Consider the following 24,882-nt stretch of genomic DNA (forward strand, 5'->3'; position numbering starts at 1 on the left):
TGCGCAGGGTGCGGCGGCGACTGACCACCAACCAGAGCAGGCCGAGGTTGACCACCGAGAACAGCGTCAGGATCGCGAGGTCCCGCGCGAGGTGCGAGATCAGCCCCCCGAGATCACCACCCGGAACGCGTCGATCAGGTAGGTCATCGGCAGGAATGGGCTCAGGTGCGCGAAGAAGGGCGGCAGGATCTGCGACGGGTAGAGCCCCTGTGCCCCCACCAGTTGCAGGATCAGCAGCACCAGCAGCAGGCTCGACCCCGGCGTGCCCAGCGCGGTGCGCATCAGGTGAGCCACCAGTGACCACGCCAGAGCTCCGAGCACGGTGACCGTAAGCGTCAGCACCGGGTGCACGGGTGCCAGGTCGAGGGTCGTCCAGACCACCCCGAGCATCAGCAGCGAACCGGCGACGGCGATGGCCCCGATCGGCAACCAGGCGGTGAGGGCCACCCGCAGCGACGAGGCACGCCCGGCCAGGGCGCGGCCCGTGATCGCCCTCACCACCAGGAAGACCGAGATGCCGAACACCCACATGGCGATCGAGAAGAACATGGGTGCCAGGCCTCGTCCGTAGTAGAGGGCCGGGTTCTCGACGGTCATGTCGACCTGCGCGGGTGCCGAGAGCACCTGGACGGCCTTGTTCTCCTGGTCGGCGGTGAGCACGGGGATGCGGTCGACGCCCGCCTTGAGGCCGGCGGCGAGTTGGTGGGCGCCGGTGGCGAGCTGACCGATGCCGGTGTCGAGCTGGCTCGCTCCGGTCGACAGCTGGGCGAGCCCGGTCTGGAGGCTGTGTGCCCCGGTGGCGAGCTCCGTGGCACCCCGGGATGCGGTCGACAACCCCTGGTCGAGGCTGCGGGCGCCTGCATCGGCGCGGCCGATCCCCGTCTGCAGTTGGTCGGCCCCGGAGGCGACCTGATGGGCGCCGTCGTTGAGCGCGTTCACGTCGGCGATGGCCCGGTCGACCTTCGCGGTGAGGGTGCCGGAGTTGGCGACGGCCTGCTGCACCTGCTGGGCGCGGGCGTTGATCTGTCCCGCGCGCGCGGCCGCCTGGCCCGTTCGGGTCTGGGCGCTGGAGGTGGTCGATCGCAATTGCTGCCAGCGCGGGTCCTGGGAGAGGTCGGGGTTGGACGCCTCGATCTGGGTGAGCAGGGATGCCGCCTGGTTGACGTCGGAGGCCACCGACGAGGTGGTCCCCGAGACGGATGAGGTGAGCGTCGCCGCGTCGGAGGCGAGGGTGGTCACATCGCCCTGCACCTGCGGCCACGTGTCGCGCACCGTTGTCAGCGGTGGCACCACGGTGTCGCGCAGCGTCTGGGTACCGGCGGCCACCTGGTCGGCGCCCGTGCTGAGCTCGGAGGCGCCGGTCTGGAGTTGGTCGAGCCCCGTCACCAGATCGGACGACCCCTGGTGTGCTCGGACGAGACCAGAGCTGAGGGAGTCGGCGCCCGTCGCCAGTCGACCGGCCCCCGACTGGGCGTCGGCGGAACCACTGGCCAGCGCCATCGACCCGGTTCTGGCCTGGTCAAGACCGCTGGCGAGTCGGTCGGCACCCTGCTGAGCGTCGACCATGCCACTGCGCAGGGTCTGCAGATTGGTGAACACCGCACGGAAGTAGCTCTCGATGGCCGAGGCGTTGACGGCCTCGGTCACGGAGTCCTTGGCCTTGTCGGTGATCGAGCCGATGGACGAATCCGTTGGCATCGTTGCGGTGCATGGTGAGGTGGGCCCGTTCGGGGCTGTCGGTCTGGCCGCTGACGAGGTTGGTGGAGAAGTCGGCTGGCACCTGGATGGTCAGGTAGTAGCGCCCCTCGCGCAGCCCGTCCTCTGCCTCGGCGGCGTCGGTGGTGATGAATCGGAAGGTGCGCTTGGCCTGCAACTCCTTCACGAAGTCGGCACCGGCGTGGATGGTCTCGGTGTGGGTGGTGGTGTGGCCGCCCGAGGCGGTGGTGACCTCGACCTGGGTGGGTACGTCCTCGTTGACCACGGCGACCGGCAGGTTGCCGAGGCGTCCGTAGGGGTCCCAGTTGGCGCTGAGGTAGATGGCGGCGTACAGCAGCGGGACGCACAGCACGAACACCAGGGCGATGGTGGGCAGCGGTCCGCGGAAGCGGCGCAACTCGAAGCGCGCCAACCTCGACAACGGGAACGGCATCAGGTCTCCTGGGGAGCGGGGGTCGACGAGGTGCACACGATGGCGCAGTTCTCGTGCCGGGCGAGTCGGGTGAGGGCGGCGTGCACCGATCTCCACTGGTCGACGGTGAGCCGAGCGTCGACGTCGTCGAGGACGACGAGCCGGGCGGGGCGCAGCATGGCCAGGATCGCGGTGAGCACGGTCGTCGAGGCCTCGTCGAGGCTGTCGACGAGGGCATCGCCAGGCATCGAGATGAGGGGGTCGTCGCGCACCTCGAGCGCCAGTTGGGCGAAACGCCACTCACCGGCGACGGTCTTGAGGTTGTCGGTCAGGGTTCGCTCGACGACCGCCTCGCGCACCAACAGCTGCGGTTCGAGGTCGACGAAGACACCGGCTCGGGCCACCGAGGCGAGCTGGCGGTAGTGGCGACGGTCGTGGGCCAGTGAGACCTCACCGATCCGTAGGTCGCCCTCGGTCCCCGACATGCGACCCGCCAGGGCCAGCAGGAGGCTCGTCCGTCCGCTGCCCTTGGGTGCCACGACGAGGGTGACCTCGCCCGCCGCAGCATCGAGGTCGGTGGCTGGGACGACCGTACCTCCGGGAGCCTTGACGCGAACCCCGCGGGCACGCAGCACGGTCTCCCGCGGGCTCACGCCAGCAGTCCGCGCATCAACGCCGTCAGGGTGCTGGCGATCACTGAGTCCGGCCAGCGGTCGGGCACCACAGCCCGCTCGAAGCCCAGGTGCGACATGGTGGCCTGCAGCAGCCGTGCGGTCGACTCGACCGAGCCGCTGAGGCCGAGGTCGAGGCGGCCGATCTCGGCGACCATCTGCTCCAGCTGTGCCTCGCGAATCTGGCGGTAGGCACTGGCGGTCTCCGGGTCGTGCCGGGCCACCGATGCGACCTCGGCGAGGGTCTGGCTCCATTGGCTCGACTCGATCACGGCGCGTGTCAGCCGCCTGCCGATCGCGTCGGGACTGCGGTCGTCCCCCAGCATGGCGACGTCTCCCACGACCCCTTCGGTGGTGGCCGACCACCGGCGCAGGCAGGCGGCCGCCAACAATTCGGCCTTGCCGCCGAAGTTGGAGTAGGCGGCTCCCTTGGTGAAGCCGGCACGCTGGGCGATGCGGCTGACGGTGGTGCCCTGGTAGCCGTGCGCCAGGAACTCCTCACCCGCCGCGTCGAGCAGCGCCTCGCGCACCTGGACACGCTCGGGGCGGACCCGGGGGGTGCCAGCGGTGGTTGTCGTGGCGCCGGCCGCGCCAGTGGTGGCCGTGGCGGTGGTGGTCGTGGTCTCAGTGGTGGTCGTCATCTCAACTCCTCGATACCCAAGGTATTCAATACCATGGGTATCGAGATGTCAATCACCCGAAGGGGTGCCCCCCGACCTGGCCTGACAGGCGGGTGTCGGCCGACGCTGGGGTCAGTCCCGGACGTAGTCGCGCAGGTGACGACCGGTGAGCGTGGCCGCCCCGCGGACCAGGTCAGCGGGGGTGCCCTCGAACACCACCCGCCCACCTTCGTGGCCCGCCCCCGGGCCCAGGTCGATGATCCAGTCGGCGTGCGCCATCACGGCCTGGTGGTGCTCGATCACGATCACCGTGCGGCCTGCATCGACCAACCGGTCGAGCAGGGTCAGCAATTGCTCGACGTCGGCCAGGTGCAAGCCGCTGGTGGGCTCGTCGAGGATGTACGTGGCGGCGTCGGACCCCATGTTCACGGCCAGCTTCACCCGTTGGCGTTCGCCTCCCGACAGCGTCGACAGCGGCTGACCGAGGGTCAGGTACCCCAGCCCGACGTCCTTGAGCCTGAGCAGGATGGTGTGGGCGGCGGGCGTCCTCGCCTCGCCCTGGCCGAAGAACGACTCTGCCTCGTCGACGCTCATCTCGAAGACGTCGGCGATGTTCTTGCCGGCCACGGTGTGCTCCAGCACGTCGGCGTGGAAGCGACGGCCGCCACACACCTCGCACGTGGTGGAGACCGTCTCCATGAAGCCCAACTCGGTGAAGATCAGCCCCACCCCGTTGCAGGCCTGGCAGGCACCCTCGGAGTTCGGGCTGAACAGGGCCGGCTTGACGCCGTTGAGCTTGGCGAAGGTCTTGCGGATCGGCTCGAGCAGGTCGGTGTAGGTGGCGGGGTTCGAACGCCGGGAGCCCCGGATGGCGCCCTGGTCGATCGAGACCACCCCCGGCAGACCGCCCAGTGACCCGTGCACCAGCGAACTCTTGCCCGATCCGGCGACGCCGGTGACGACCACGAGCACCCCGGTCGGGATGTCGACGTCGACATCGCGCAGGTTGTTCTCGTGTGCACCGCGCACCTCGATCAGACCGCTGGGGGTACGCACCTGGGGCTTGAGCGCGACCCGGTCGGCCAGGTGACGACCCGTCAGGGTGTCGGCGGACCTCAACCCGTCGAGGTCACCCTCGTAGACGACCTCTCCCCCACCCTGCCCGGCACGCGGGCCCAGGTCGACGACATGGTCGGCGATCGCGATGGTCTCGGGCTTGTGCTCGACCACCAGCACGGTGTTGCCCTTGTCGCGCAGGTCGAGCAGCAACTGGTTCATGTGCTCGATGTCGTGGGGGTGCAGACCGATGGTGGGCTCATCGAAGACGTAGGTGACGTCGGTCAACGACGATCCGAGGTGGCGGATCATCTTGGTGCGCTGGGCCTCACCACCCGACAAGGTGCTCGACGGCCGGTTGAGCGAGAGGTAGCCCAGGCCGATCTGCACGAACGCGTCGAGGTGGGCCTGCAATCCCTTCACCAACGGCGCCACGGAGGGGTCGTCCACCGCTCCGATCCAGACAGCCAGGTCGGTGATCTGCATGTCGCACAGGTCGGCGATCGACTTGCCCTTGATCAGTGAGGTGCGGGCGTGCTCGGCCAACCGCGTACCGCCGCACTCGGGGCAGGTCTGGAAGGTGACGGCCCGCTCGACGAAGGCGCGCACGTGCGCCTGCATCTGCTCGGGGTCCTTCGAGAGCATCGACTTCTGCAGCTTGGGCACCAGTCCCTCGTAGGTGACGTTGATGCCCTCGACCTTGATGCGGGTGGCGTCGCGGTGGAGCAGGTCGTGCATCTCCTTCTTGGTGTAGCGGGAGATCGGTTTGTCGGGGTCGAAGTAGCCCGACCCCTTGAAGATGCGGCCGTACCAGCCGTCCATCGAGTAGCCGGGCACCTTGAAGGGGTTCTCGTTGAGCGACTTGGACGAGTCGTACAGCTCGTCCAGGTCGATGTCCGAGACCTTCCCGATCCCTTCGCAGCGCGGGCACATGCCGCCGAGTTGGTGGAAGGTCGCCACCTCGCGCTTCGTCCGGTTGCCGCGTTCGACGGTCACCCCGCCTTGGGCGGTCACGGTGGGGGTGTTGAACGAGTACGCGGTGGTCGAGCCCAGGTGGGGCTCCGCGATGCGGCTGTAGAGCAGGCGCAGCAGGGCGTTGGCGTCGGTGACGGTGCCCACCGTCGAGCGGACATTGGCGCCGAGGCGTTCCTGGTCGACGATGATCGCGGTGGTCAGTCCCTCCAGTGAGTCGACCTCGGGACGATCGACGGTCGGCATGAAGCCCTGGACGAACGCGGAGTAGGTCTCGTTGATCATCCGCTGGGACTCCGCGGCGATGGTCTCGAAGACCAGCGAACTCTTGCCCGATCCCGAGACCCCGGTGAACACCGTCAACCTGCGCTTGGGCAGGTCGACGGAGACGTTCTTGAGATTGTTCTCTCGCGCTCCGACCACGCGGATCACGTCGTGGTGGTCTGCGGGGTGGATCGCCATCGGCTGCCTCTCGTTCGGACTCAGGTCACTCTGCGGGCTCTGCGGCGCGACTGGGCAACGCGGGCGCGGTCTCGGGGTTCACACCGGGCGGGAGGGCCCAGAAGCCACCGCCGCGGTTGACGCGGCGGTTCAGGGCCAAGGCCGGTCGCCAGAGGGCCAGTCCCGTGCCAGCGGCGAGCGCACCACCGACGAGGACGTCGAGGGGGTAGTGCGCGGCGGCGTACATGCGGAAGTACCCGACGAACAAGGTGGCCAGCACGCCGACCACCACGATCCAGCGGTACCGGCGGTGTTCATTGGCGGCCACCAAGCAGGCCCCGATGGTGATGGCCGCGACGATCCCGGTGTGCCCGCTGGGCATGCTCATGTTGTCGGCGTAACTGGTCATCGCGTCGAGGTGGTCGGGACGAGGCCGGTGGGCCAGGTCCTTCACGAAGTGACCGGGCAGCCAGGCCAGCCCAGTGACGAGCGCGAAGGTCACGGCGATGAACCGTCGGCGGAACAGGAAGATCACCACTGCGGCGGCCAGGATCACCCACGGCGACCAGGCCGGGCCGACGTACACCTCGACGGCCTTGCTGACCGGGTTGAGCCACGACTCCCGGGTGGTCTTGATCGTGTCAAGCGCCTGCCACTCACCGTCGTCGTGGGGGTTGATCCGGGGGGCCATCAGGCCCAGCAGGAAGGAGACCACCAACAGCGGCAGCCCCACCAGCCACGTGAGCGGGGAACGGGTGGGGGTCGTGCCCCTGGTAGCAACAGTCACCCCAGAAGTATGCACGCAGAAGCACTCGGCGACGAGACCTCCCGACGTGGCGTCACAAGGCATATTGTCTGCGCAGGCAGACAGCGACCCTCGCTGGGGCCGGATCAAGGAGTGACGATGGGATCGGGGAAGAGTGAGCGCGTCTCCGCTGAGGTGAAGGGCCACGCCACCAACGTGGGCGAGTCGCGTGTCGTCGAGTGGGGCGCGAGGGCTGGCTACGTCGCCTCCGGCATCGTGCACCTGCTGATTGCCTGGATCGCCTTCAGCCTCGCGCTCGGCAAACGCTCGGGTGAGGCCGACCAGTCGGGTGCCTTCCGGGCCCTGGCGAGTCACCCCGCCGGCAAGGTGCTGATGGTGGCCATGGTGGTGGGGCTGGTCCTGCTCGCCGTGTGGCAGATCACCGAGGCGGTGCGTGCCCCCGAGTGGAAGCAGAAGGCCAAGCCGCTGGGCAAGTTCGTCGCCTACCTGATCCTGGCCGCGCCGGCCCTGTCGCTGTTGACCTCGCACCAGACCAACTCCGGCAGCCAGACCCAGCAGACCACCCGCACCGTGCTCTCGATGCCCGGGGGCAAGCTTCTGGTCGTCGCCGCCGGCCTGCTCGTGCTCGGCGTCGGTGTCTACCACGTCTACAAGGGCTGGAAGCGGAAGTTCCTGCAGGACCTGGTCGAGAACCCGGGCCGTCCGGCCGAACGACTCGGCATGGTCGGCTACGTCGCCAAGGGTGTCGCCCTGGTGGTCGCCGGAGGCCTGCTCGGCTGGGCCGGGTTGACCGGTGACACCGGGCAGGCGCGAGGTCTTGACGGGGCCTTCAAGGCGGTGTTGGCCGTCAGCTTCGGCCGTGTGCTGGTGATGGCGATGGCCGTCGGCTTCGTCTGTTTCGCCGCCTACTGCGTGGTGAGGGCCAGGTTCGGCCGGGTCTGACCGCGCTTCACGCCGTCGCTGCCCCTGCGCCCTGACATTCGTTCAGGGCACCCGGACATTCGTTCGGAGCGCTCTGATCTTCGTTCAGAGCGCAGGGGTGGCGAAGCCCCCGTTGGACAGCAGCAACTGTCCGCGGATCCAGCTGCCACGTTCCGAGAACAGGAACCGCACGAGGTCGGCGACGGTGCTGGGCTCCCCCAGCCTGCCGGCGGGGGTCTGTCGGGCCCCTGATTCGCGGATGGCATCGTCCATCCAACCCGTGTCGATCGGGCCGGGGTTGATCACGTTCGACCAGATGCCCCGGTCCGCGAGTTCGTGGGTGGCCGCCAGCACCAGACGGTCGAGCGCACCCTTGGTCGCCCCGTAGGGCAGGTTGTGCACCGTGTGGTCGCTGGTGAGGGCGACCACCGGGCCACCGGGGCAGGGCTGCTGCTCGGCGAAGGCCTTGAGCACCAGCCAGGTGGCGCGGACGTTGACGGCGTAGTGGCGGTCGAAGCTCTCGACCGTCGTGGTCAGCAGCGACGAGTCCACCGACTCGCAGTGGCTCATCACCAACCCGGTGACGGGGCCGATGCCGGCGCTCAGTTCCTCGACGAGCCGGTGAGGCGCGGCGGGGTCGGACAGGTCACCGGGGAGCAGCAGCACCCGTCGTCCCAGTTGGCGCAGTTCCTCGGCCAGGGCGTCCACGTCACTCGTCTCCTGGTTGACCCGCTGGTCGTAGTCGGAGAAGTAGCTCAGGCCCAGGTCCCACCCGTCCTCGGCGAGGCCACGGGCGATGGCTGCGGCGATGCCGCGGCGTCGTCCCACACCGGTGAGCAGGGCGATCTTGTCGGTCATGGATCAAACCTAGTCGGTCAGCCGTTGGGCCTCCGTGGGCACCGCTGCCGGACGGGCCGCGCGGGTCGCGCCGACACTCGCGCCGATGACGCAGGCGATCGCCAGCCATTGCAGGGGCGCCAGCCACTCCCTCAGCAGCACCATGGCGGCCAGGGCGGCGGCGGCTGGTTCCAGACTCATCAGCACGCTGAAGACGCGGCGGTTCATGCGCCTCAGGGCCATCAGTTCCAGGCTGTACGGGATCACCGAGCTCAGCAGTCCCACGGCCAGCCCGATGCCGATCACCGCGGGGTCGAGCAGGGCGGATCCCCCCTCGGCGATTGCTGGCCCCGCCAGCACGACCGCCCCCACCAGGCTGGCGACCGCCAGCCCCGTCAGACCGGGCCAGGTACGGCCGGTGCGTTCGGCCAGCACGATGTAGCCCGCCCAGAAGGCCCCCGCTGCCAGGGCGAAACCCACGCCGACCCAGGTCAGGCCGTGCGGGGTGAATCCGAGCAGGCCCACGCCCACGGCGGCGAGCCCCACCCACACCAGGTCACTGCTGCGCCGCGACAACACCACGCTCAACGTGAGCGGGCCGAGGAACTCAAGGGTCACCGCCATGCCCAGGGGAATGCGTGCGAAGGACTGGTAGATGCTCCAGTTCATACCCAGCAACATCACCCCGAACAGCAGGGCGACGACCCAGTCACGGCCACTGCGGGTGGTGAGCCGCGGCCGGGCCAGGGCGAGGAGGACGACCGCCGACGAGACCAGGCGCAACCACACCATCGAGGTCGCCGGGATGGTGCCGAACAGATGTTTGGCGATCGCCGCGCCCACCTGCACCGAGAGGATGCTGGTCACCACCAACCAGGTCGCCGGGATCCGGTCGACGGCTCGATTCGGTGAGCTCTCGGCAACGGACACGTTCAAACTCTAGGGTCTGGCGAATCGTGCTCCAGAACCCGCTAGGTTCGATGACATCCCCACACACACAGGAGTGTCTTTCCCATGACGTCCCCCCATCGAATCGCCGTTCTCAGCGCGTGGCACGTGCACGCAGAGGAGTACGGACGAGCAGCCCAGGAGCACCCCGACAGCGAGTTGGTGGCGCTCTGGGACGACGATGCCACCCGCGGCCAGGAGATGGCCGACAAGCTCGGGGTCGAGTTCGTCCCCTCCCTCGACGACCTGCTGGCGCGAGATGACCTCGACGGGGTCACGGTGACCACCGCGACCACGGCGCACAGCGAGGTGATCGGCGATGCGATCGCCGCGGGCAAGCACATCTTCACCGAGAAGTTGCTCGCCCCGACCGTCGAGGAGTGTGATCGTCTGGTCGAGGCGGCCCGCGAGAAGGGCGTCGCCCTCACGGTCTCGCTGCCCCGCCTGTTCCACGGCTACACCTTGGCCCTGCGCGCCGTGCTCGACTCGGGCGAACTGGGTGACCTCACCTACTCGCGCGTGCGGTTGAGCCACAACGGGTCGGTCGCCGACTGGCTGCCTGCCCGCTTCTACGACGCCAAGGACACCATCGGCGGTGCGTTCACCGACCTGGGCGCCCACCCGGTCTACCTGACCAACCTGATCCTCGGTGGCGAGAACGCCGACGGCCGCTACGCCAGCGTTCGATCCACCTTCACCGACGTGACCGGACGGGGCGTCGAGGACAACGCCTCGGTCACCGTGTCGACCGAGGCCGGTGCCATCGGTGTGCTGGAGACGGGGTTCGTCTCGGGTCTCAGTCCCTTCTCGATCGAGATCGAGGGCACCCGCGGTGGCCTTCGCTATGGCTTCGAGGGACGCACCATGACGGTCACGTCCCGCGAGGGCAGCCGGTCGGTCGAGGTTCCCGAGGACGCGGCCACCCCGTTCCAGCGGTGGGTCACCGACCTGCAGTCCGGAACTCCGGTCAACGAGACCCTGGCACCGGCCAGGGCCCTCACTGCCCTCGTGGTTGCGGCCAACGCGGCGGCTGCTCACTGAGGTCACACTCAGCGGTGCCACCGGGCAGGCGATGCCGGTTGCGGGCGACCCACCCGTAGACCGGACGACCGATCGCCTGCCCCGGTGGCGTCGCCAACAATCGGCCCGCCGCACGCCACGGCGACCGGCAGGTGCGTAGCGCCGCGGCGATGGCCGCTGCCCCGTACACGACGCGACCCCCTGCATCGACGAAGGGCACCTCGCGTCGGGCTCGTCCGAGGTCGAGCTCGGCACTCAAGAGGGCTCCCGCGGGATCCGGTGGCTCGGCGAGGCTGAGCGGAATCACGGCAGCCCTGGCCCCCATCCGTCGCAGCCAGCCAGCGGCCCGGGTGCAGAAGCCGCAGTCGGGGTCGTACAACAAGGTCCCGTGGTCGTCGTCCCGAGTCATGTCACCTTCCCGCTCCCCTGCTGATCCTGATCCGCGACACCGGGCAGGCGCAGCGGCGTCACCAGGCCGGCGTCGCGGTGGGCCAGACGCAGCCATCGAGCCTGCTCCGGCGCACCCACGTGCTCCAGCAGCCCGGTCAACGCGCCCCTGAACTCACCACCATGCACGGCCACCGCCGGCTGGCCGTTGGCTGACTCCACCACGTGATGGGCCAACTCGTGGCAGAGCGTCAACCGGGTGCCACCCCACTCGGCGAGCCTGATCTGTGGTGGGCGTTGACCCCGGGCAGCGCGGTAGCTGGAGTGCCGCACACCGGAGGCATGGATCACGACCACCGGGCGAAGGCCCCATTCGATGCAGGTCAGGGTGGCGAAACCCTGCGCGGCGACCAAGGTGGTGAAGACCAGGGCCGGTTCGAGCACGAAACGCGCACCGAAGCTGGTGACTGCTCCTCCGGCCGTGCCGACCCGCTCCAGCAGCGCCTCCAGCCGGTGTTCGGCCAGGTACACGGCGTCGCGATCGGGGTCGTGGGCCACGGCTGCCACCGGCTCAGCCACCGCTCACCTGCCTCGCCGACGACATCGACGCGCGGGCACCGGCGCGTCGTCCCGCCTCGGACGAGGGTCCCCGGGTCGCCATGGTCGCGCTCCCACGCCAGGAGGAACGCACCCGCAGGCTCCTGACACGCTGGCGGTGGAACTCGTTGACCTCCTCGGTCTTCTCCCGCAGGGCCAGACTGGTCACCGAGACCCGCTTGCCGTCGGCGACCGCTGACTCGGCGGCGTGGCGTCGCTCGGACTCGGCCACCGCCTCGTCCCTCGCCTCGGTGAACCGCCGCCGGATCTCGGTGATGAACCCTTCGTAGAAACTGCGCCGGGCCACCCTGGCGGTCATCGGCTTGCGGACGACCCGCCCCCATCGGTCGACGCCCGCGTCGTAGTGCTCGTGGCGCCAGTCTCCGGCGCGCAGCCAGGCGTTGCCGAACCGCACCATCTGTTCGGAGAGGGCCACGTGGATCGCCTCGGTCACGTCGAGGTCGGAGGGGAAACCCATCGGGTACATCACCGAGGAGTTCGTGGCGATCAGGCAGCGGACGTCATTGGCGGTGGCCACCACCAGGAAGAGGGCTGCGATCTGCTTGAGGTGGTGCTGGCCGGGACGGCCCAGGTCGATGGTGCGCTCCTCGGGTGTCTCCCGCGCCTCGGTCTTCGCTTGGCTGCGACGGGCGACCGCCAGTTCGACGGAGTACCGGCTGGCCAAGGCCTGAGCCTTGGCGAACAGCGCCTCTGCCTCGTCGACCGAATCGGTCGACTCGGCCTTCGCCAGCAGCTTTCCGATGCGAGTGATCACTGATTCCACCCCGCCAGCCTAGGCTCGCGGTGTGACAACTCCCCATCGAGGTTCCACCGTGGCCGACATCGAGCGGATCGCGGGATCGCTGCCCGAGGCCGTGAGGGGAGGCAGCGACGAACTGCCCAGTTGGGCCGTGCACGACAAGACCTTCATCTTCTTCCGGGAGCCACGCCCCGACGCCGTCGACGAGTCCGGTGAAAGGCTCACCGACGTCATCTGCATCCGTACCCACGGCGCCGACGACAAGCAGGCCCTGCTCGACGACGACCAGAACCCCTTCTTCACCACCCCTCACTTCAACGGCTATCCCGCCGTGCTCGTGCGGACGAGCGACCTCCGTCGCCTCGACCCGGCCCTGCTCGAGGAGGTCATCGTCGAGGCCTGGTTGTCGAGGGCACCCAAGCGGGTGGCCAAGGCCTACCTCGCCCAATTCGAGTGACCCAGTTCGAATGACCCGGCGAGCGCTGGCTGACGATTTCACGTCAACCGCTCCGTCCCCGTGAGCGACTTGCGAGGCTGGCACCATGACCTTCACCATCGACACCCCTGAGATCGTCGACGCACCCGAGATGCCCTGGGTCGGTGTCCGCCACCGGGTGACCATGCAGCAGATGGACCAGCCCGCCCAGAGCTTCGCCACCGTCGCCGCGTGGATCGCCGAGCACGGGGCCACCTCGGAGGGCCCACCCTTCTACAAGTACGAGGTGATCGACATGGAGGCCGAGCTCACCGTGGTGGCGGGTTTCGCCGTCGATGAGCCCCAGCAGCCCGACGACACCGTCTTCGTGGGCACCCTGCCGGCCGGCCGTTACCTCACCGTCACGCACGTGGGTCACCCCCAGGACCTGGTGGAGGTGACCCGTCAACTGCTCGAGTACGCTGCATCGAACGGTCTCACCTTCGACTGCACCCCCGACCAGCGCGAATGGGCCGCACGACTGGAGTTCTACGTCTCCGACGAGAGCGCCGACATGACCACCTGGGAGACAGAATTGGCGTTCAAGCTTGCTGACTGAACCCTCCACGAACCCGAACCTTCCCGACGGCTCCACACCGCTGCCGCGCATCGTTCGTGACCGTTCAGCGGGACGACCGGTGGTGCAGGTGTGGCAGAACGAGGCGATCTGCTCGACGACGTGGCGCCTCGACGGTGCCCCGGTGCGGTTCGTGAAGGTCGGTCCCCCTCATCGTGAGTTCGAGGTCGGCGCCCACGTGGACCGCTACCGCTGGCTCGCCTCCTACCTGCCGGTGCCCCACGTGCTCGACCACGGCACCGAGGACGGCCTTTCGTACCTGGTCACCGAGGCGTTGCCGGGGCGGTCGGCGATCAGCCATGACTTCACCTGTGGCGACCCTGCCATCGTCGAAGGCCTGGGACGAGCGCTGCGCCGCTTCCACGACAGCCTGCCCGTGGACGAGTGCCCGTTCGCCTACGTTCCCGCAGACATCGATCCCGTTGACCTGGTCGTCTGTCACGGGGATGCCTGCAACCCGAACTTCCTGTTCGACGACAGCGGCGCGTTCACCGGTTACGTCGACCTCGGCGAGGTCGGCATCGGCGACCGGTGGGCTGACCTGGCGCCCGCCATCCTCAGCCTCGGCTGGAACTTCGGGGAGGATCCCGAGGTGCACCGGGCCAACCGCGACCGACTGCTGGCGGGCTACGGCATCGCACTCGACGAACGCAAACTGGCCCACTACACCGACGTGTGGAACAGAGAACCCGTCCAGGACGAAGCCCATGCCGGCACTTGAGGAACCCCGACCGGACGCACCCCGGGTCGTGCTCATCAACGGGGCACCCGGCTCGGGCAAGTCGACCATCGCCGCCCTGCTGGCCGCGGAGATGCCGCTGGCTCTCGCGCTCGACATCGACCAACTCAAGTTCTCACTCGGCGGGTGGTCCGACGACCTGAACGCTGCCGGACTGCAGGCCCGTCGCCTCGCCCTCGCGCTCGTCCGCCAACAACTCCTCGATGGGCACGGTGTCGTCATCGGCCAGTACCTGGCCCGCACACCCTTCATCGAGCAACTCGAGCAGACCACCGTCGCGTCCGGTGGCCGTTTCCGCGAGGTCGTGCTCCGGGTGGCACCTGCGACGCTGCGTCAGCGACTCACCGGGAGGGCCGAGCGACCGCATCGTCCGGAGCACCAGCACAACAACACCTTGGTCGGCCCGGAGCAGGCCGAGGAGTTGGCCGACTCGATGGTGGAGCTGGTCAGGCTTCGTCCCCACGCACTGGTCGTCGACGGCGATGGTGACATCGGGACAACCCTCGGCAGGATTCGCGAGAGGATCACACCATGAGCGACAGCGCAGCACCCACCAGCCAGTCCGGGGGCATCAGCGACCTGCCCGGCATCGAGATCACCACCGACCAGGGGGCGCACTACGGTGTGGTCGACCACGGCGCCCACACCTGGGCGTGGCAGCCGGCAGGCGAACGCCCCGTGCTCTGGCTGTCGGCGGCCACCGAACCGAGCGATGGCAAGCCGATCCGTGGGGGCGTGCCGGTGATCTTCCCCTGGTTCGCCAACGGCCGCTCCGGCGACCAGCAGCCGGCGCACGGCCCGGTGCGCACCGCGGCCTGGGAGCGCGACGAGGTGGTGGACGACCTGGCCAACGGGGGTCCGCTGACCGTGCGCCACCGCTGGACCGGCGCCCTGCCCCAGCCCGCGGACGTGTCGATGACGGTGCGGTTCTCCCAGGACGAGCTCCGGCTGACGATGACGGTCACCAACACGGGCGAGTCGGAGTTCACCTTCGAACAGGCCCTGCACACCTATCTGGCTGTCTCCGACATCCGTCAGGTGGTGGTGCGTGGTCTCGACGGCGTCGACTACCTCGACCGGGCGAAGCATGCTCCGCGCCTCGAGAACGTGCAGGTCGGCGACGTGACCTTCACCGCGGAGACCGACCGCGTCTACCTGAGTGAGAACACCGTCCAGGTGGTCGACCCGGGCTGGCAGCGCACCCTCGAGGTCAGCAAGCAGGGGTCCTCCGACACCGTCGTCTGGAACCCCTGGGTCGACAAGGCGGCGGCCATGCCCGACTTCGGTGACGACGAGTGGCCCGGCATGGTCTGCATCGAGGCCGCCAACGTGCTCGACCACGCCGTCACCCTGCCCGCCGGGCAGACCCACGACCTGGTGCAGGTCATCGCCCTGGTGTGAGGCCGGTCATTCCTTGATGATGACTGCCCTGCCGCCGAAGGCGGGCAGCGTCACCTTGAATCCGGGGGTGCCCGTGTCGGTGATCTCGACCCGTCCGATGGTGCGGCGGGCAGCGAGATCGAGCACCCTGCCCTGCGGCAGGTACTCCGAGGCGACGTGGGTGGTCACCGGCGAGGCCGAGAAGTTCAGCACCGTCACCTGGATGGCGCCCACGGCGAGCCGGCTGACCATCACCAGCACGCACGGCTGCTCCACCTCGGGCACCTCGAGCAGGGTCCCGGTGGCCAGCCCGTGGCGCCGTCGCACCGTCAGCACCTCGGCCAGACGACGGACGAACGAGCTCTCGTCGTCCAGTTGTGCGGGCAGTGAGCCGTACAGGGATCGCGCCATCGGCATGCCCGAGGTGGGGGTGCCCCCGGGGTTCGAGGCGCCCATCAGGTCGTAGGCCCCGCGCTCGATCCACCTGGTGTCGCCGGTGGCGATCAGGCTCTGCACCTGTTGGCGCTCCAGCGGCAGGGCACCCACGAGGTCCCAACCCGACAGGGCGAACACCCCCGGCTGCCAGGCGTTGTACTTGGCCAGCAGCAGGTGCGCGTCCTTGATCTGGGCGACCTGGTCGTCGTCGAGGGTCGACAGGTCGGTGATGCCCAGTGCGGCGGTGATCACCGATGCGGTCGTGCAGGCGATGCCGTTCTGCACGAACAGGGCGTTGTAGGGAGCGGCGTCACCGGCCATCGTCTGGCGCATGGTCTGGCGGACGTGTTCGGCCAGTTCTCGTCCCGTGTACTCCTGCCCGGCCAGCCGGTAGGTGTCGTGGGCGTGCGCCGACTCGAAGTGCACGAGTTCGTAGGTCAGTTCGTCGTGGTTCTGCATGGCGTGCACGAGCGAGGCCTGGTCGATGCCGAGGGCCAGTGACTCGTTGAGGGTGAGCCGCAGGAACTCCGTGTCGGCGGTCAGCAGGGCGACGTGGTACCCGGGCCTGGTGACGAAGTCGTAGGAGAGGTCGGGCCCGACCGAGCCGGTGGCGAGGATGTCGTCCATGGCCAGGTTGAGTTCCTGGAAGGTGAAGCCCCCCACCTTGCGCACCATGGAGCCGATCAGCTGGTTCGCGGCCTGCGAGAGGGGGTGGCCCTCCGACCACGCCAGTTCCTCGACCCGCTTCTCCACCCCGAGGAAGCCGTTGGCGTCGAGCCTCAGTCCCCCCGAACCCAGGTCGGTGAGCGAGTGCAGGGCGTCACCCATCACCATCCGCATGCCGGCGAAGGTGGGGTCGAGCCAGTTGACGGAGGGTTGGCCGTCCTTGAAGTAGTGCAGGTAGACCCAACGCCGGGCCACCCCGTCGACCCCGTGGACGACCCGGGTGACCGACCAGTTGGTCTCCTTGACGCCGGGCTCGTAGAAGATCACCCGCTGCAGGGCTCCGATGATGTAGCCCTCCTCGGCGAGCTTGGCCTCGGTCTCGGCATCGAGGTTGACCGAGTCGTGACCCTCGGGCACCTCCGGGAGCAGCGGCCACGCGTCCTCGGGGATCGAGACCATGTGGTAGATGCCGGGGTAGTCCTGGTAGTTCGCCTCGGCCAACCGGAAGTCGGCTCCCTTGCCGGTATGACCGGGGACGACGTCGTCGATGATGGTGCCGTGGTGGCGGGCCGCTGACTCGCACATGTCGCGGAACTCGTCCTCGGTGCCGAAGATGGGGTCGATGACCATGCTGATCCGGTCGAAGTGTCCGTCGACCGAGGGTGTCAGCGTCCAGCCGGAGATGCCACCGGCCAGCTTCACCGGACCGGTGTGCACCGCGTCGATGCCGATCTGCTCGAACGCGGCCCACAGGTCGTCCGATCCCAGGGCCGACAGGAACGACTCACCGGTGCGGGTCACCAGCGCCAACGGGTAGGCAGCGAACCACACCTGCGCCTTGTCGAGGGCGGCACGCGGGTCGGGCTGGGCATAGGGGTTCGACCACATGCTGGCGTGGCCCGCCAACTGGCGCGCCAACACGGTGGCGTCCTTCAGCATCGACTGGTCGACCAGCCAGGCGACGTAGGCGGCGTTGCGCCCGTCGGCCTCGAACGGGGGCGGAGCGATGGTGTCGGGGGTGGGCTGCCTCCTCATCGCCCGTGGACGCAGCTTCGCCGGACGCGCCGCGAACCTCTGGGAGTCGAAACTCAGGTCGGCGAAGAAGTCGTCGACGAGCGCCTCGTCGGGGGTGCGATCGGCATGCAGATCATCGGTGGCCACGTCGACACGCTACTGAATCCGCTGACCCGGCGCAGGTGCTCACCTGCGCCGGCGCATCCACAGGTGCGGGATCCGCCCGTCCAGGTGTTCCTCGCCCTCGACCTCGAAACCGAAGCGGGAGTACCAGCCAGCCAGGTGGGCCTGCGCGTGCAGCACCACGTCGAGCCCGGACTCGGCGTCGTCTCGTTCGGTGAGGACGAGCGCCTGGTTGATCAGCCGGGCGGCGAGTCCGCGTCCGCGTGCGGGTTCAGCGGTGATCACGGCGCCGATCCGCCACCGATCGAGCCGCTCGTCGTGGTCAGGGTTGTCGTGGTTGGGGCAGCGCTCGCGCACCAACCGGATGGCCGACTCGACCACACCGGCCTCGTCCTCGATCCACAGGTGGCGCGTTCCCGGATCGAGGTCGACCCCGTCGATCGCCTGGTAGGGGTCACCCTGTTCGACCACGAACACCTGCACCCGCAACCGCAGCAGGTCGTGCAGTTGGCGGGGGGTCAGGTCGGGGCCGGCGACCACGCGCAGGTTCTGGTGGTCGCTGCGCTGCGGCTTCACCTCGGCCGGGTCGTGTTCGTCCATGGGCACCACCGTAGGCTGGGCGGGTGCCCCGCTCCCCCCTCGCCCAGCGTTTCGGGCTGGAGGCCGCCTGGCTGCGCACCGAACCCGGGCACTGGACGACCCTGCGCGAATTCCTGGTCGACCGGCTGCCGAAGATGAGCCCCGCGCGCATCGACGAGTTGTTCGCCGACGGCGTCTGGTGCGATGAACAGGGACGGCCCTACCCGGCCGACGAGCCCTACGCCCCGCACCGTTTCGTCTGGTTCCACCGCGACCTGCCCGACGAGGTCGAGGTGCCCTTCGAGATCGGCGTCGTGCACGAGGACGAGCGCATCCTCGTCGTCGACAAGCCGCACTTCCTGGCTTCGATCCCGCGGGGGCAACACATCCAGCAGTCGGTGGTGGTCAAGCTGCGTCGCCGCTTCGACCTGCCCGAGCTCGGACCCGCCCATCGTCTCGACCGCGCCACCGCCGGGCTGCTGCTGCTCGTCAAGGAACGACGGTTCCGGGGGGCCTACCAGCAGGTGTTCGCCCACCGGGGGGTGGGCAAGCGCTACCTCGCCGTGGCCGCCCATCGTCCCGATCTCGAACTACCCCTCGACGTGGTCAGCCACATCGCCAAGGACGTGGGAACGGTGCAGGCCTACGAGGTGGCAGGGGCGGCACCCAACGCCCACACCACCATCGAACGGGTCTGCGACGACGGCCGACTGGCGGGGTACGGACTGACTCCCCACACCGGACGGACCCACCAGCTGCGGCTGCACCTGTCGGGCCTGGGACTGCCCATTGTCAACGACCCGCTGTACCCCCGGGCGCGTGAGATCGACCTGGGCGACTTCCGTCATCCCCTGCAGCTGTTGAGCTCCGAACTGTGGTTCGACGACCCCGTGGACGACACGCCGCGTCATTTCCACAGCGCGCTGCAGCTGGACCACTGGCCCGCTGACTGGCCGGGTCACCGACCGGGTCACGGGCCAGCTGCGTAGGACGACCCCGGTCGTCCGGGCCGGCGGATTGCGTCTAGATTCATCCCGTGCAAGACGTCGTGATCCAGGCCCTGTCGCTGGTGGCCATCATCGGGCTGGGCCAACTGATGCGGCGGCTGCACTGGGTCAGTGCCAGCCACTTCATGATCTTCTCGAGGATCGTGCTCAACATCACGCTGCCCGCCGCCATCCTGACCAGCTTCAACCGGGTGACCGTCCCGCTGGGACTGCTGGCGGTGGGTCTGGTGGCGGTGGCGCTGAACCTCTGCCAGCAGATCAGCGCCTTCGTCCTGTGCCGGGCCCAGGGGCGCAACCTGCAGGCCTTCGGCGTGCTGAACACCGGCAGCTACAACATGGGGGCCTTCGCCACCCCCTACATCAGTGGGTTCGGCGGCCCGTCGGCGCTGATCAATGCCACCCTGTTCGACATCGGGAACTCGATCGTCGCCGCTGGGTGGGGACGGTTCTGGGCGTTCTCGATCGTGCGGGGCAGGGCGTCGTTGTGGGCCACCGTGAAGCGGCTGTTCTCGTCCACCATCTTCGTGCTCTACCTGACGGTGCTGCTGATGCAGGTGTTCCGGCTGCGGCTGCCGGAACAACTGATGCACTTCACGGGCACCGTGGGCAATGCCAACACCTTCCTGGCGATGCTGATGATCGGCATCGGGCTCGACCTCGACCTCGACACCAGCCAGTTGCGGTCGGCGGCGAAGTTCCTGGCCCTGCGCTACTCGTGGTGCATCGCGTTCAGCTTCGCCTCGTTCACGCTGCTGCCGTGGAGCCACGAACTGCGGCTGACCCTCGCCACCATCTGTTTCGCGCCGATCGCCTCGATGATTCCCGGGTTCACCTCCGAGCTGGGCCTGGACGTGAAGCTGTCGGCGTTCATGACCTCGTTGACGATCCTGGTCAGCATCGTGGTGATGCCGGCCCTGGTGGTCGTGCTCAGCTGACCCACAGCCGGGTGCATGCCGCTCGGGCCAGGGCCACGTCGGCGGGGAGCCAGTCAGGGTGGGGGCTGTCGGCATCGAGCCAGGTCAGCGCCGAGTGTTCGATGGCTCGCGGCTCCCCCGCGACCACGGTGCACCAGTAGGCGCGCATCGCCCACCTGTGGTTGATCGGCCACCGGCCACCGTCCACGTTCGGGAACTCGTCGCCCACCTGCACCTCGACGCCCAGTTCCTCGCGCAGTTCCCTCGCCAGTGCGAGCCCGGGTGACTCACCCACCTCGACCTTGCCGCCGGGGAACTCCCAACGACCAGCCAGTTCCGGGGGATGGGCGCGTTGCGCCGCCAGCAGCCGTCCGTCACGGACGACCAGTCCGGCCACCACGATTCCCCTGGGGTCGTGATCGCCGTCGATGTCAGTCACCCACGCCCAACCAGGCCAGGGCCCCGGCGACGGCGGCAGCGGTACCGGTGGTCAGGGTCGGTTGCAGGTCGGGGAGGAATCCCGGGTTGTGGTTGGCCACGGTCGGTCGTCCCTCGACGAAACCCCCGAAACCCCAGTAGGCGTAGGGCACACCGAAGGCATCGGGCAGGGTGCTGAAGTCCTCCGAGGCTGTGGCTGGTTGCATCTGCAGCACCCGATCCTGGCCCAGCACGGCGACCATGCCCGCTCGCACCCGGGCCACGGCGGCGGGGTCGTTGTCGGTCAACGGGTAGGGGTCGTAGGTCTCGACCAGGGGGTCACGCGGTGAACGGGCAGCGGCGCACTCCGCCCGGACGATCCGCTCGACGGCCGCCTGCATCTGCTCGAGTACGCCCTGGTCGTAGGCCCGCAGGTTGAGCAGCAGCGTCGCGTCGTCAGGGATGATGTTGGCCGACGCCCCGGCGCGCAGGCTGCCCGCGGTGACCACGCCGAACTGGTCGGGAGCGATCTCGCGGGCCACCACGGTCTGCAGGCGGGTGACGATCGCCGCCGCCAGCACCACCGGGTCGACGCTGAGGTGTGGCATGGATCCGTGCGAGCCGTGCCCGTGCACGGTGACCCTGATCGACACCGCGGTGGAGAGAACCGGTCCGTCAGCGATGGCGACGCTCCCCGACACCGGAGTGGCGAGCACGTGCTGGCCCAGGGCCACATCGGGACGAGGCACCCGGTCGACCAGCCCCGCGGCCACCATCGACCTGGCACCGGCGGCGACCTCCTCACCGGGCTGGAACAGGGCGATGTAGGTGCCGCGCCACCGGTCGCGGTGAGCCGCCAGCACCGCGGCGGCGCCGATCGCGCTGGCGACGTGCATGTCGTGCCCGCAGGCGTGCATCACCGGGACGGTCTCTCCTGCCAAGGTGCCGGTGTCGGTGGAGCGATAGTCGAATCGTTCCGCCTCGAGCACCGGCAGGGCGTCCATGTCGGCCCTGAACAGCACGGTGGGGCCCTCGCCGTTGGCCAGCACCCCGACCACCCCTCCCCCGAACTCGTCGACGGCGAATCCCTGCTGGCGCAGGTGGTCGGCGACGATGCCTCGGGTGCGCACCTCCTGCATGGACAGTTCGGGGTGCTGGTGGATGTCGCGGTAGAGCGCCTCCTGCCAGTCGGTGACCTCGCCGATCGCCGGCATCACCCAGTCGACGGCGGTCATGATCGCTCGCCGGCTGACTCGGCTGCCGGCAGGTTCGCCGACTTGGCTGCGGCCTTGACGGCCTTCTTGGTGGCCCTCACCTTGACCAGGGTCTCCGGTGAGGTGATGTCGGCGACCGAGCGGTACCCGTCCAGGGCGTAGTCACCGGCGACCTGTTCCCAACCCGGCGGACGAATCCCGCGCTGCTTGGCCAACAGGGCGACGAAGATGCGGGCCTTCTGGTCACCGAACCCCGGCAGGGCGGTGAGCCGCTTCTTCAGCTCGGCGCCGGTCTGCACGTCGGCCCACACCGCGGAGGCGTCACCGTCGTACTCGTCGACCAACACCCGGCACAGGTCGTACAACCGCTTGCCCATCGATCCGGGGAAACGGTGGATCGCCGGAGGGATCGAGGCCTGTCGGACGAACTCGTCCTCGCCCAGGTCGACCCACGCCCTGGGGTCAACCGTGCCGAGACGCTCCTTCAGCACGGCCGGACCCGAGAAGGCCTTCTCCATGGTCACCTGCTGGTCGAGCAGCATGCCCGCCAACAGGGCGAAATCGGAACTGCCGAGCAGCTGGTCGGCCACGTCGTCACCGGTGAGGTACATGCGGTCAGCCTAGGTCAGCCCTCAACACGGTGGAGCTGGTGATTCGATTCCACCCGGTGGCCGGCGGGGACCTGGATCGGGCTCCGGCGGGGGTGCGTCCTCGGGCCGTCCCTGTTTGCCCTCGATGCGTGCTGGCTGCCCGCGGGCCGTCCAACTTGCCCTCGATGGGCCCACGTGCCCTGGCCCTCCCCGGGGGCAACTGCACCGAACGCGGGCAAGTGGCTCGGATCGAGGGCAACGGCACCGGACGAGGGCAACGGCACCTGGCTCGGAACGCGGGCAACGGCACCGGACGAGGGCAACCGGAGCACCGTGATTGACTGGCGCCGTGACAGCAGCAACCTCCACCCCACTCATCACCCCTCGGCAGCTGCGTCGGACCGTGCTGCTGGTGGCGGCGCTCAACCTCGGCTACTTCTTCGTGGAGGCTGCGGTCGCGCTCAGGATCGGGTCGGTGTCGCTGTTCGCCGACTCGGTCGACTTCCTCGAGGACACCGCGGTCAATCTGCTGATCGCCCTCGCGCTGGGCTGGACGATCCACCGCCGCGCCCGGATGGGCAAGCTGATGGCCGTCATCATCCTGGTACCCGCGGTGGCCGCGCTGTGGCAGGCCGTGACCAAGTTCGGCGACCCGCACCCACCCGAGGTGCTGTCGCTGGCCCTCACCGCCGGCGGCGCCATCATCGTGAACTCCGTCTGCGCGCTGATCCTGACGCGCATCCGCCACCACGGTGGCAGCATGTCGACGGCCGCCTTCCTGGCCGCACGCAACGACGTCTTCGCGAACGCTGCGATCATCCTGATGGCCGGCCTCACCGCCTGGGTGCACTCAGGCTGGCCCGACATCGTCCTCGGCCTGGGCATCGTGCTCCTCAACGGATCCGCGGCCAAGGAGGTCTGGGATGTCGCCGAGGAGGAGGGTCTCGCGGCGAAGGCCCTGGCCGGTGAGGCCGTTGACGACGACTGACAACGGCCGGCCGGACAGGGCCTTCGCGCGGAGCTGATCCCCCAAGGTTCAGTGCCCCAAGTTCAGTCCCCCCAGGTTCAGTCGCGGGGGGTTCACTGGGTGAGGATCAGAGGTTGATCATGTGGCCGACGACTCCCTCGGCCGCTTCCTTGATCGCCTCCGACAGGGTCGGGTGCGCGTGGATGGTGCGTCCGATCTCCTCGGCCGTGAGGTCCCAGTTCTGGGCCAGCACGAGTTCGGGCAGCAGTTCGGTGACGTCGGGCCCGATCATCGAGGCGCCCAGCAGTTCACCGTGCTTGGCGTCGGCGACGATCTTCACGAAGCCGCCTCCCTCGCCCAGGCCCCAGGCCTTGCCGTTGGCCGAGAAGGGGAACTTCGACACCTTCACGTCGTGGCCCAACTCCTTGGCCTGCGCCTCGGTGTAGCCGAAGCTCGCGACCTGAGGCTGGCAGTAGGTGGCGCGCGGCACCATCATGTAGTCGATCGGGAAGGTCTCGGCACCCGCGATGGTCTCGGCCGCCACCACCCCCATGGCCTCGGCGTTGTGCGCGAGCATCAGCTTCGCGGTGACGTCGCCGATGGCGTAGATGTGCTCGACGTTCGTCCGCATGAAGTCGTCGATGTCGATCGCACCGCGCTCGGTCAGCTTGACCCCGGTGCGCTCCAGTCCGTAACCCTCGACGCGCGGCTGGAAGCCGATCGCCGACAGCACCTTGTCTGCCTCGAGCACCTGCTGGTCGCCACCCTTGGCGGGCGAGACGGTCACCTTGACCCCGGCACCCGACTCGTCGATCGACTCGACCTTGGTGGAGGTCATCAGGGTGATGCCGAGCTTCTTGTAGGCCTTGGCCAGTTCCGACGAGATCTCGGGGTCCTCGAGGGGCACGATCCGGTCGAGGTACTCGACGATGGTGACCTTAACGCCGTAGGAGTTGAGCACGTAGGCGAACTCGGTGCCGATGGCGCCCGAGCCGGCGACGATGATCGAGGCGGGCACCTCCTCGGCCAGGATCTGCTCCTCGTAGGTGACGACCTTGTCGCTCACCTTGGTGCCGGGCAGCATCTTGGTGGTGGCGCCCGTCGCGATGATGCAGTCGGTGAAGGTGACGGTCTCGGCCGAACCGTCGTTCTTGGTGACCGTGATCGACGAGGCGTCGGCGAACTCTCCCCAGCCGTCGTACTCGGTGATCTTGTTCTTCTTCATCAGGTAGTGCACGCCGTTGGTCATCCGCTTCGAGACCTCACGGCTGCGGGTGTAGGCCTTGTTGTACTTGGCCGTCACCTCGCCCTCGAGGCCGAACTTGTCGCCCTCCTTGGTGACGAGGTTGACGATCTCGGCGTTGCGCAGCAGCGACTTCGTCGGGATGCAGCCCACGTTGAGGCAGACACCGCCCCAGTACTTCTTCTCGATGATGGCGGTCTTCTTGCCAAGCTGGGCGGCACGAATGGCGGCCACGTAACCACCCGGGCCGGCGCCCAGGACAACGACGTCGTAATGCGAGCTCATGGGCCACACTCTAGTGCTCCGTCCGGACGCCCGGGTGACCGCCCCGATGGTCCCCCAGCGCTCCCCCGTCGGCTCCGCGCTCGCTCGCCCGGCCCCCGTCAGGCTTGCTTCATATCGTTTATGAGTTATCGTG

27 protein-coding genes are annotated in these 24,882 nt (G+C 68.7%); 10 read left to right on the forward strand and 17 right to left on the reverse strand.

Going from position 1 to position 24,882, the window contains the following annotated elements; genetic code table 11:
- Positions 1 to 99: 99 nt before the first annotated feature.
- From H507_RS18380 to H507_RS17300, 6 genes are all read right to left on the reverse strand, one after another.
- Positions 100 to 1,566: a YhgE/Pip family protein gene (locus tag H507_RS18380; RefSeq protein WP_342662662.1), complete on the reverse strand. Its 1,467-nt coding sequence runs from the start codon at positions 1,564 to 1,566 to the stop codon at positions 100 to 102.
- Positions 1,520 to 2,149 carry a YhgE/Pip domain-containing protein gene (locus H507_RS18270; RefSeq protein WP_157438930.1) on the reverse strand — a complete coding sequence of 210 codons (630 nt, stop codon included), beginning with the start codon at positions 2,147 to 2,149 and terminating at the stop codon, positions 1,520 to 1,522. The genes H507_RS18380 and H507_RS18270 overlap by 47 nt, the downstream gene beginning before the upstream one ends.
- Positions 2,149 to 2,781: an ATP-binding cassette domain-containing protein gene (locus tag H507_RS15550; RefSeq protein WP_022910178.1), complete on the reverse strand. Its 633-nt coding sequence runs from the start codon at positions 2,779 to 2,781 to the stop codon at positions 2,149 to 2,151. The genes H507_RS18270 and H507_RS15550 overlap by 1 nt, the downstream gene beginning before the upstream one ends.
- Positions 2,778 to 3,440, reverse strand: coding sequence for a TetR/AcrR family transcriptional regulator (locus tag H507_RS17295; RefSeq protein ID WP_022910179.1), 663 nt, complete (start codon positions 3,438 to 3,440; stop codon positions 2,778 to 2,780). The genes H507_RS15550 and H507_RS17295 overlap by 4 nt, the downstream gene beginning before the upstream one ends.
- Positions 3,441 to 3,551: 111 nt before the next feature.
- On the reverse strand, positions 3,552 to 5,909 hold the full coding sequence (locus H507_RS0107890) for an ATP-binding cassette domain-containing protein (protein WP_022910180.1): 2,358 nt from the start codon (positions 5,907 to 5,909) through the stop codon (positions 3,552 to 3,554).
- A gap of 25 nt (positions 5,910 to 5,934) precedes the next feature.
- A complete protein-coding gene (locus H507_RS17300; RefSeq protein WP_169512698.1) occupies positions 5,935 to 6,675 on the reverse strand; it encodes a phosphatase PAP2 family protein in 741 nt (246 codons plus the stop codon).
- Between the two features lie 117 nt (positions 6,676 to 6,792).
- Here H507_RS17300 and H507_RS0107900 point away from each other — a divergent pair, with 117 nt between their 5' ends.
- Complete coding sequence (locus H507_RS0107900) at positions 6,793 to 7,596, forward strand: DUF1206 domain-containing protein (RefSeq protein WP_022910182.1); 804 nt, start codon at positions 6,793 to 6,795, stop codon at positions 7,594 to 7,596.
- Positions 7,597 to 7,680: 84 nt separating this feature from the next.
- Here the strand turns inward: H507_RS0107900 and H507_RS0107905 are convergent, their stop codons facing one another.
- Positions 7,681 to 8,433, reverse strand: a complete 753-nt coding sequence (locus tag H507_RS0107905) for an SDR family oxidoreductase (protein ID WP_022910183.1) — start codon at positions 8,431 to 8,433, stop codon at positions 7,681 to 7,683.
- A 9-nt stretch (positions 8,434 to 8,442) separates the two neighbouring features.
- Positions 8,443 to 9,342: an EamA family transporter gene (locus H507_RS15565; RefSeq protein ID WP_022910184.1), complete on the reverse strand. Its 900-nt coding sequence runs from the start codon at positions 9,340 to 9,342 to the stop codon at positions 8,443 to 8,445.
- An 84-nt stretch (positions 9,343 to 9,426) separates the two neighbouring features.
- Between H507_RS15565 and H507_RS0107915 the strand changes: the two genes are divergently transcribed.
- Complete coding sequence (locus H507_RS0107915) at positions 9,427 to 10,401, forward strand: Gfo/Idh/MocA family protein (protein ID WP_022910185.1); 975 nt, start codon at positions 9,427 to 9,429, stop codon at positions 10,399 to 10,401.
- Here the strand turns inward: H507_RS0107915 and H507_RS0107920 are convergent.
- Genes H507_RS0107920 through H507_RS0107930 form a run of 3 tightly spaced genes read right to left on the reverse strand, consistent with a single transcriptional unit; the run spans position 10,358 to position 12,148 of the window.
- The gene (locus H507_RS0107920; protein ID WP_022910186.1) at positions 10,358 to 10,789 is read right to left on the reverse strand and encodes a thiol-disulfide oxidoreductase DCC family protein; all 432 of its coding nucleotides are present in this window, start codon (positions 10,787 to 10,789) and stop codon (positions 10,358 to 10,360) included. The genes H507_RS0107915 and H507_RS0107920 overlap by 44 nt on opposite strands.
- On the reverse strand, positions 10,786 to 11,346 hold the full coding sequence (locus H507_RS17305) for a hypothetical protein (RefSeq protein ID WP_022910187.1): 561 nt from the start codon (positions 11,344 to 11,346) through the stop codon (positions 10,786 to 10,788). Before H507_RS17305 ends, H507_RS0107920 begins: the two co-directional genes overlap by 4 nt.
- The gene (locus H507_RS0107930) at positions 11,339 to 12,148 is read right to left on the reverse strand and encodes a DUF2786 domain-containing protein (RefSeq protein WP_051139719.1); all 810 of its coding nucleotides are present in this window, start codon (positions 12,146 to 12,148) and stop codon (positions 11,339 to 11,341) included. Before H507_RS0107930 ends, H507_RS17305 begins: the two co-directional genes overlap by 8 nt.
- Positions 12,149 to 12,170: 22 nt before the next feature.
- On the opposite strand from H507_RS0107930, the gene H507_RS0107935 reads away from it, so the two are divergent.
- The 5 genes from H507_RS0107935 (at position 12,171) to H507_RS0107955 (ending at position 15,316) form a co-directional block, all read left to right on the forward strand.
- Positions 12,171 to 12,581 carry an MmcQ/YjbR family DNA-binding protein gene (locus tag H507_RS0107935; protein ID WP_022910189.1) on the forward strand — a complete coding sequence of 137 codons (411 nt, stop codon included), beginning with the start codon at positions 12,171 to 12,173 and terminating at the stop codon, positions 12,579 to 12,581.
- An 85-nt stretch (positions 12,582 to 12,666) separates the two neighbouring features.
- A complete protein-coding gene (locus H507_RS0107940; protein WP_022910190.1) occupies positions 12,667 to 13,158 on the forward strand; it encodes a GyrI-like domain-containing protein in 492 nt (163 codons plus the stop codon).
- Complete coding sequence (locus H507_RS15575) at positions 13,148 to 13,897, forward strand: phosphotransferase (RefSeq protein ID WP_211217322.1); 750 nt, start codon at positions 13,148 to 13,150, stop codon at positions 13,895 to 13,897. The genes H507_RS0107940 and H507_RS15575 overlap by 11 nt, the downstream gene beginning before the upstream one ends.
- Positions 13,884 to 14,450, forward strand: coding sequence for a P-loop nucleotide/nucleoside kinase family protein (locus H507_RS15580; RefSeq protein WP_022910192.1), 567 nt, complete (start codon positions 13,884 to 13,886; stop codon positions 14,448 to 14,450). Before H507_RS15575 ends, H507_RS15580 begins: the two co-directional genes overlap by 14 nt.
- A complete protein-coding gene (locus H507_RS0107955; RefSeq protein WP_022910193.1) occupies positions 14,447 to 15,316 on the forward strand; it encodes a D-hexose-6-phosphate mutarotase in 870 nt (289 codons plus the stop codon). The genes H507_RS15580 and H507_RS0107955 overlap by 4 nt, the downstream gene beginning before the upstream one ends.
- A gap of 6 nt (positions 15,317 to 15,322) precedes the next feature.
- On the opposite strand, the gene treS is transcribed toward H507_RS0107955, so the two are convergent.
- Both treS and H507_RS0107965 read right to left on the reverse strand, forming a co-directional pair.
- A complete protein-coding gene (treS, locus tag H507_RS0107960; protein WP_022910194.1) occupies positions 15,323 to 17,557 on the reverse strand; it encodes a maltose alpha-D-glucosyltransferase in 2,235 nt (744 codons plus the stop codon).
- Positions 17,558 to 17,596: 39 nt separating this feature from the next.
- Positions 17,597 to 18,133 (reverse strand): GNAT family N-acetyltransferase, encoded by a 537-nt coding sequence (locus H507_RS0107965; RefSeq protein WP_022910195.1) that lies wholly within the window; start codon positions 18,131 to 18,133, stop codon positions 17,597 to 17,599.
- Positions 18,134 to 18,234: 101 nt separating this feature from the next.
- Here H507_RS0107965 and H507_RS15585 point away from each other — a divergent pair, with 101 nt between their 5' ends.
- On the forward strand, positions 18,235 to 19,101 hold the full coding sequence (locus tag H507_RS15585) for a pseudouridine synthase (protein ID WP_211217333.1): 867 nt from the start codon (positions 18,235 to 18,237) through the stop codon (positions 19,099 to 19,101).
- A gap of 47 nt (positions 19,102 to 19,148) precedes the next feature.
- Positions 19,149 to 20,054 carry an AEC family transporter gene (locus H507_RS0107975; RefSeq protein WP_022910197.1) on the forward strand — a complete coding sequence of 302 codons (906 nt, stop codon included), beginning with the start codon at positions 19,149 to 19,151 and terminating at the stop codon, positions 20,052 to 20,054.
- Here the strand turns inward: H507_RS0107975 and H507_RS0107980 are convergent.
- Genes H507_RS0107980 through H507_RS0107990 form a run of 3 tightly spaced genes read right to left on the reverse strand, consistent with a single transcriptional unit; the run spans position 20,047 to position 22,275 of the window.
- Positions 20,047 to 20,472: a (deoxy)nucleoside triphosphate pyrophosphohydrolase gene (locus H507_RS0107980; protein WP_022910198.1), complete on the reverse strand. Its 426-nt coding sequence runs from the start codon at positions 20,470 to 20,472 to the stop codon at positions 20,047 to 20,049. The genes H507_RS0107975 and H507_RS0107980 overlap by 8 nt on opposite strands.
- Positions 20,465 to 21,685 (reverse strand): amidohydrolase, encoded by a 1,221-nt coding sequence (locus H507_RS0107985; RefSeq protein WP_022910199.1) that lies wholly within the window; start codon positions 21,683 to 21,685, stop codon positions 20,465 to 20,467. Before H507_RS0107985 ends, H507_RS0107980 begins: the two co-directional genes overlap by 8 nt.
- Positions 21,682 to 22,275, reverse strand: a complete 594-nt coding sequence (locus tag H507_RS0107990; RefSeq protein WP_022910200.1) for an HhH-GPD-type base excision DNA repair protein — start codon at positions 22,273 to 22,275, stop codon at positions 21,682 to 21,684. Before H507_RS0107990 ends, H507_RS0107985 begins: the two co-directional genes overlap by 4 nt.
- Before the next feature lie 328 nt (positions 22,276 to 22,603).
- On the opposite strand from H507_RS0107990, the gene H507_RS0107995 reads away from it, so the two are divergent.
- Entirely contained in the window at positions 22,604 to 23,242 is a 639-nt protein-coding gene (locus tag H507_RS0107995; RefSeq protein WP_022910201.1) for a cation efflux transmembrane domain-containing protein, read from the forward strand.
- Positions 23,243 to 23,348: 106 nt separating this feature from the next.
- On the opposite strand, the gene lpdA is transcribed toward H507_RS0107995, so the two are convergent.
- The gene (gene lpdA, locus H507_RS0108000; protein ID WP_022910202.1) at positions 23,349 to 24,749 is read right to left on the reverse strand and encodes a dihydrolipoyl dehydrogenase; all 1,401 of its coding nucleotides are present in this window, start codon (positions 24,747 to 24,749) and stop codon (positions 23,349 to 23,351) included.
- Between the last annotated feature and the right edge of the window lie 133 nt (positions 24,750 to 24,882).

This window comes from Aestuariimicrobium kwangyangense DSM 21549, assembly GCF_000421525.1.
Lineage (GTDB): Bacteria > Actinomycetota > Actinomycetes > Propionibacteriales > Propionibacteriaceae > Aestuariimicrobium > Aestuariimicrobium kwangyangense.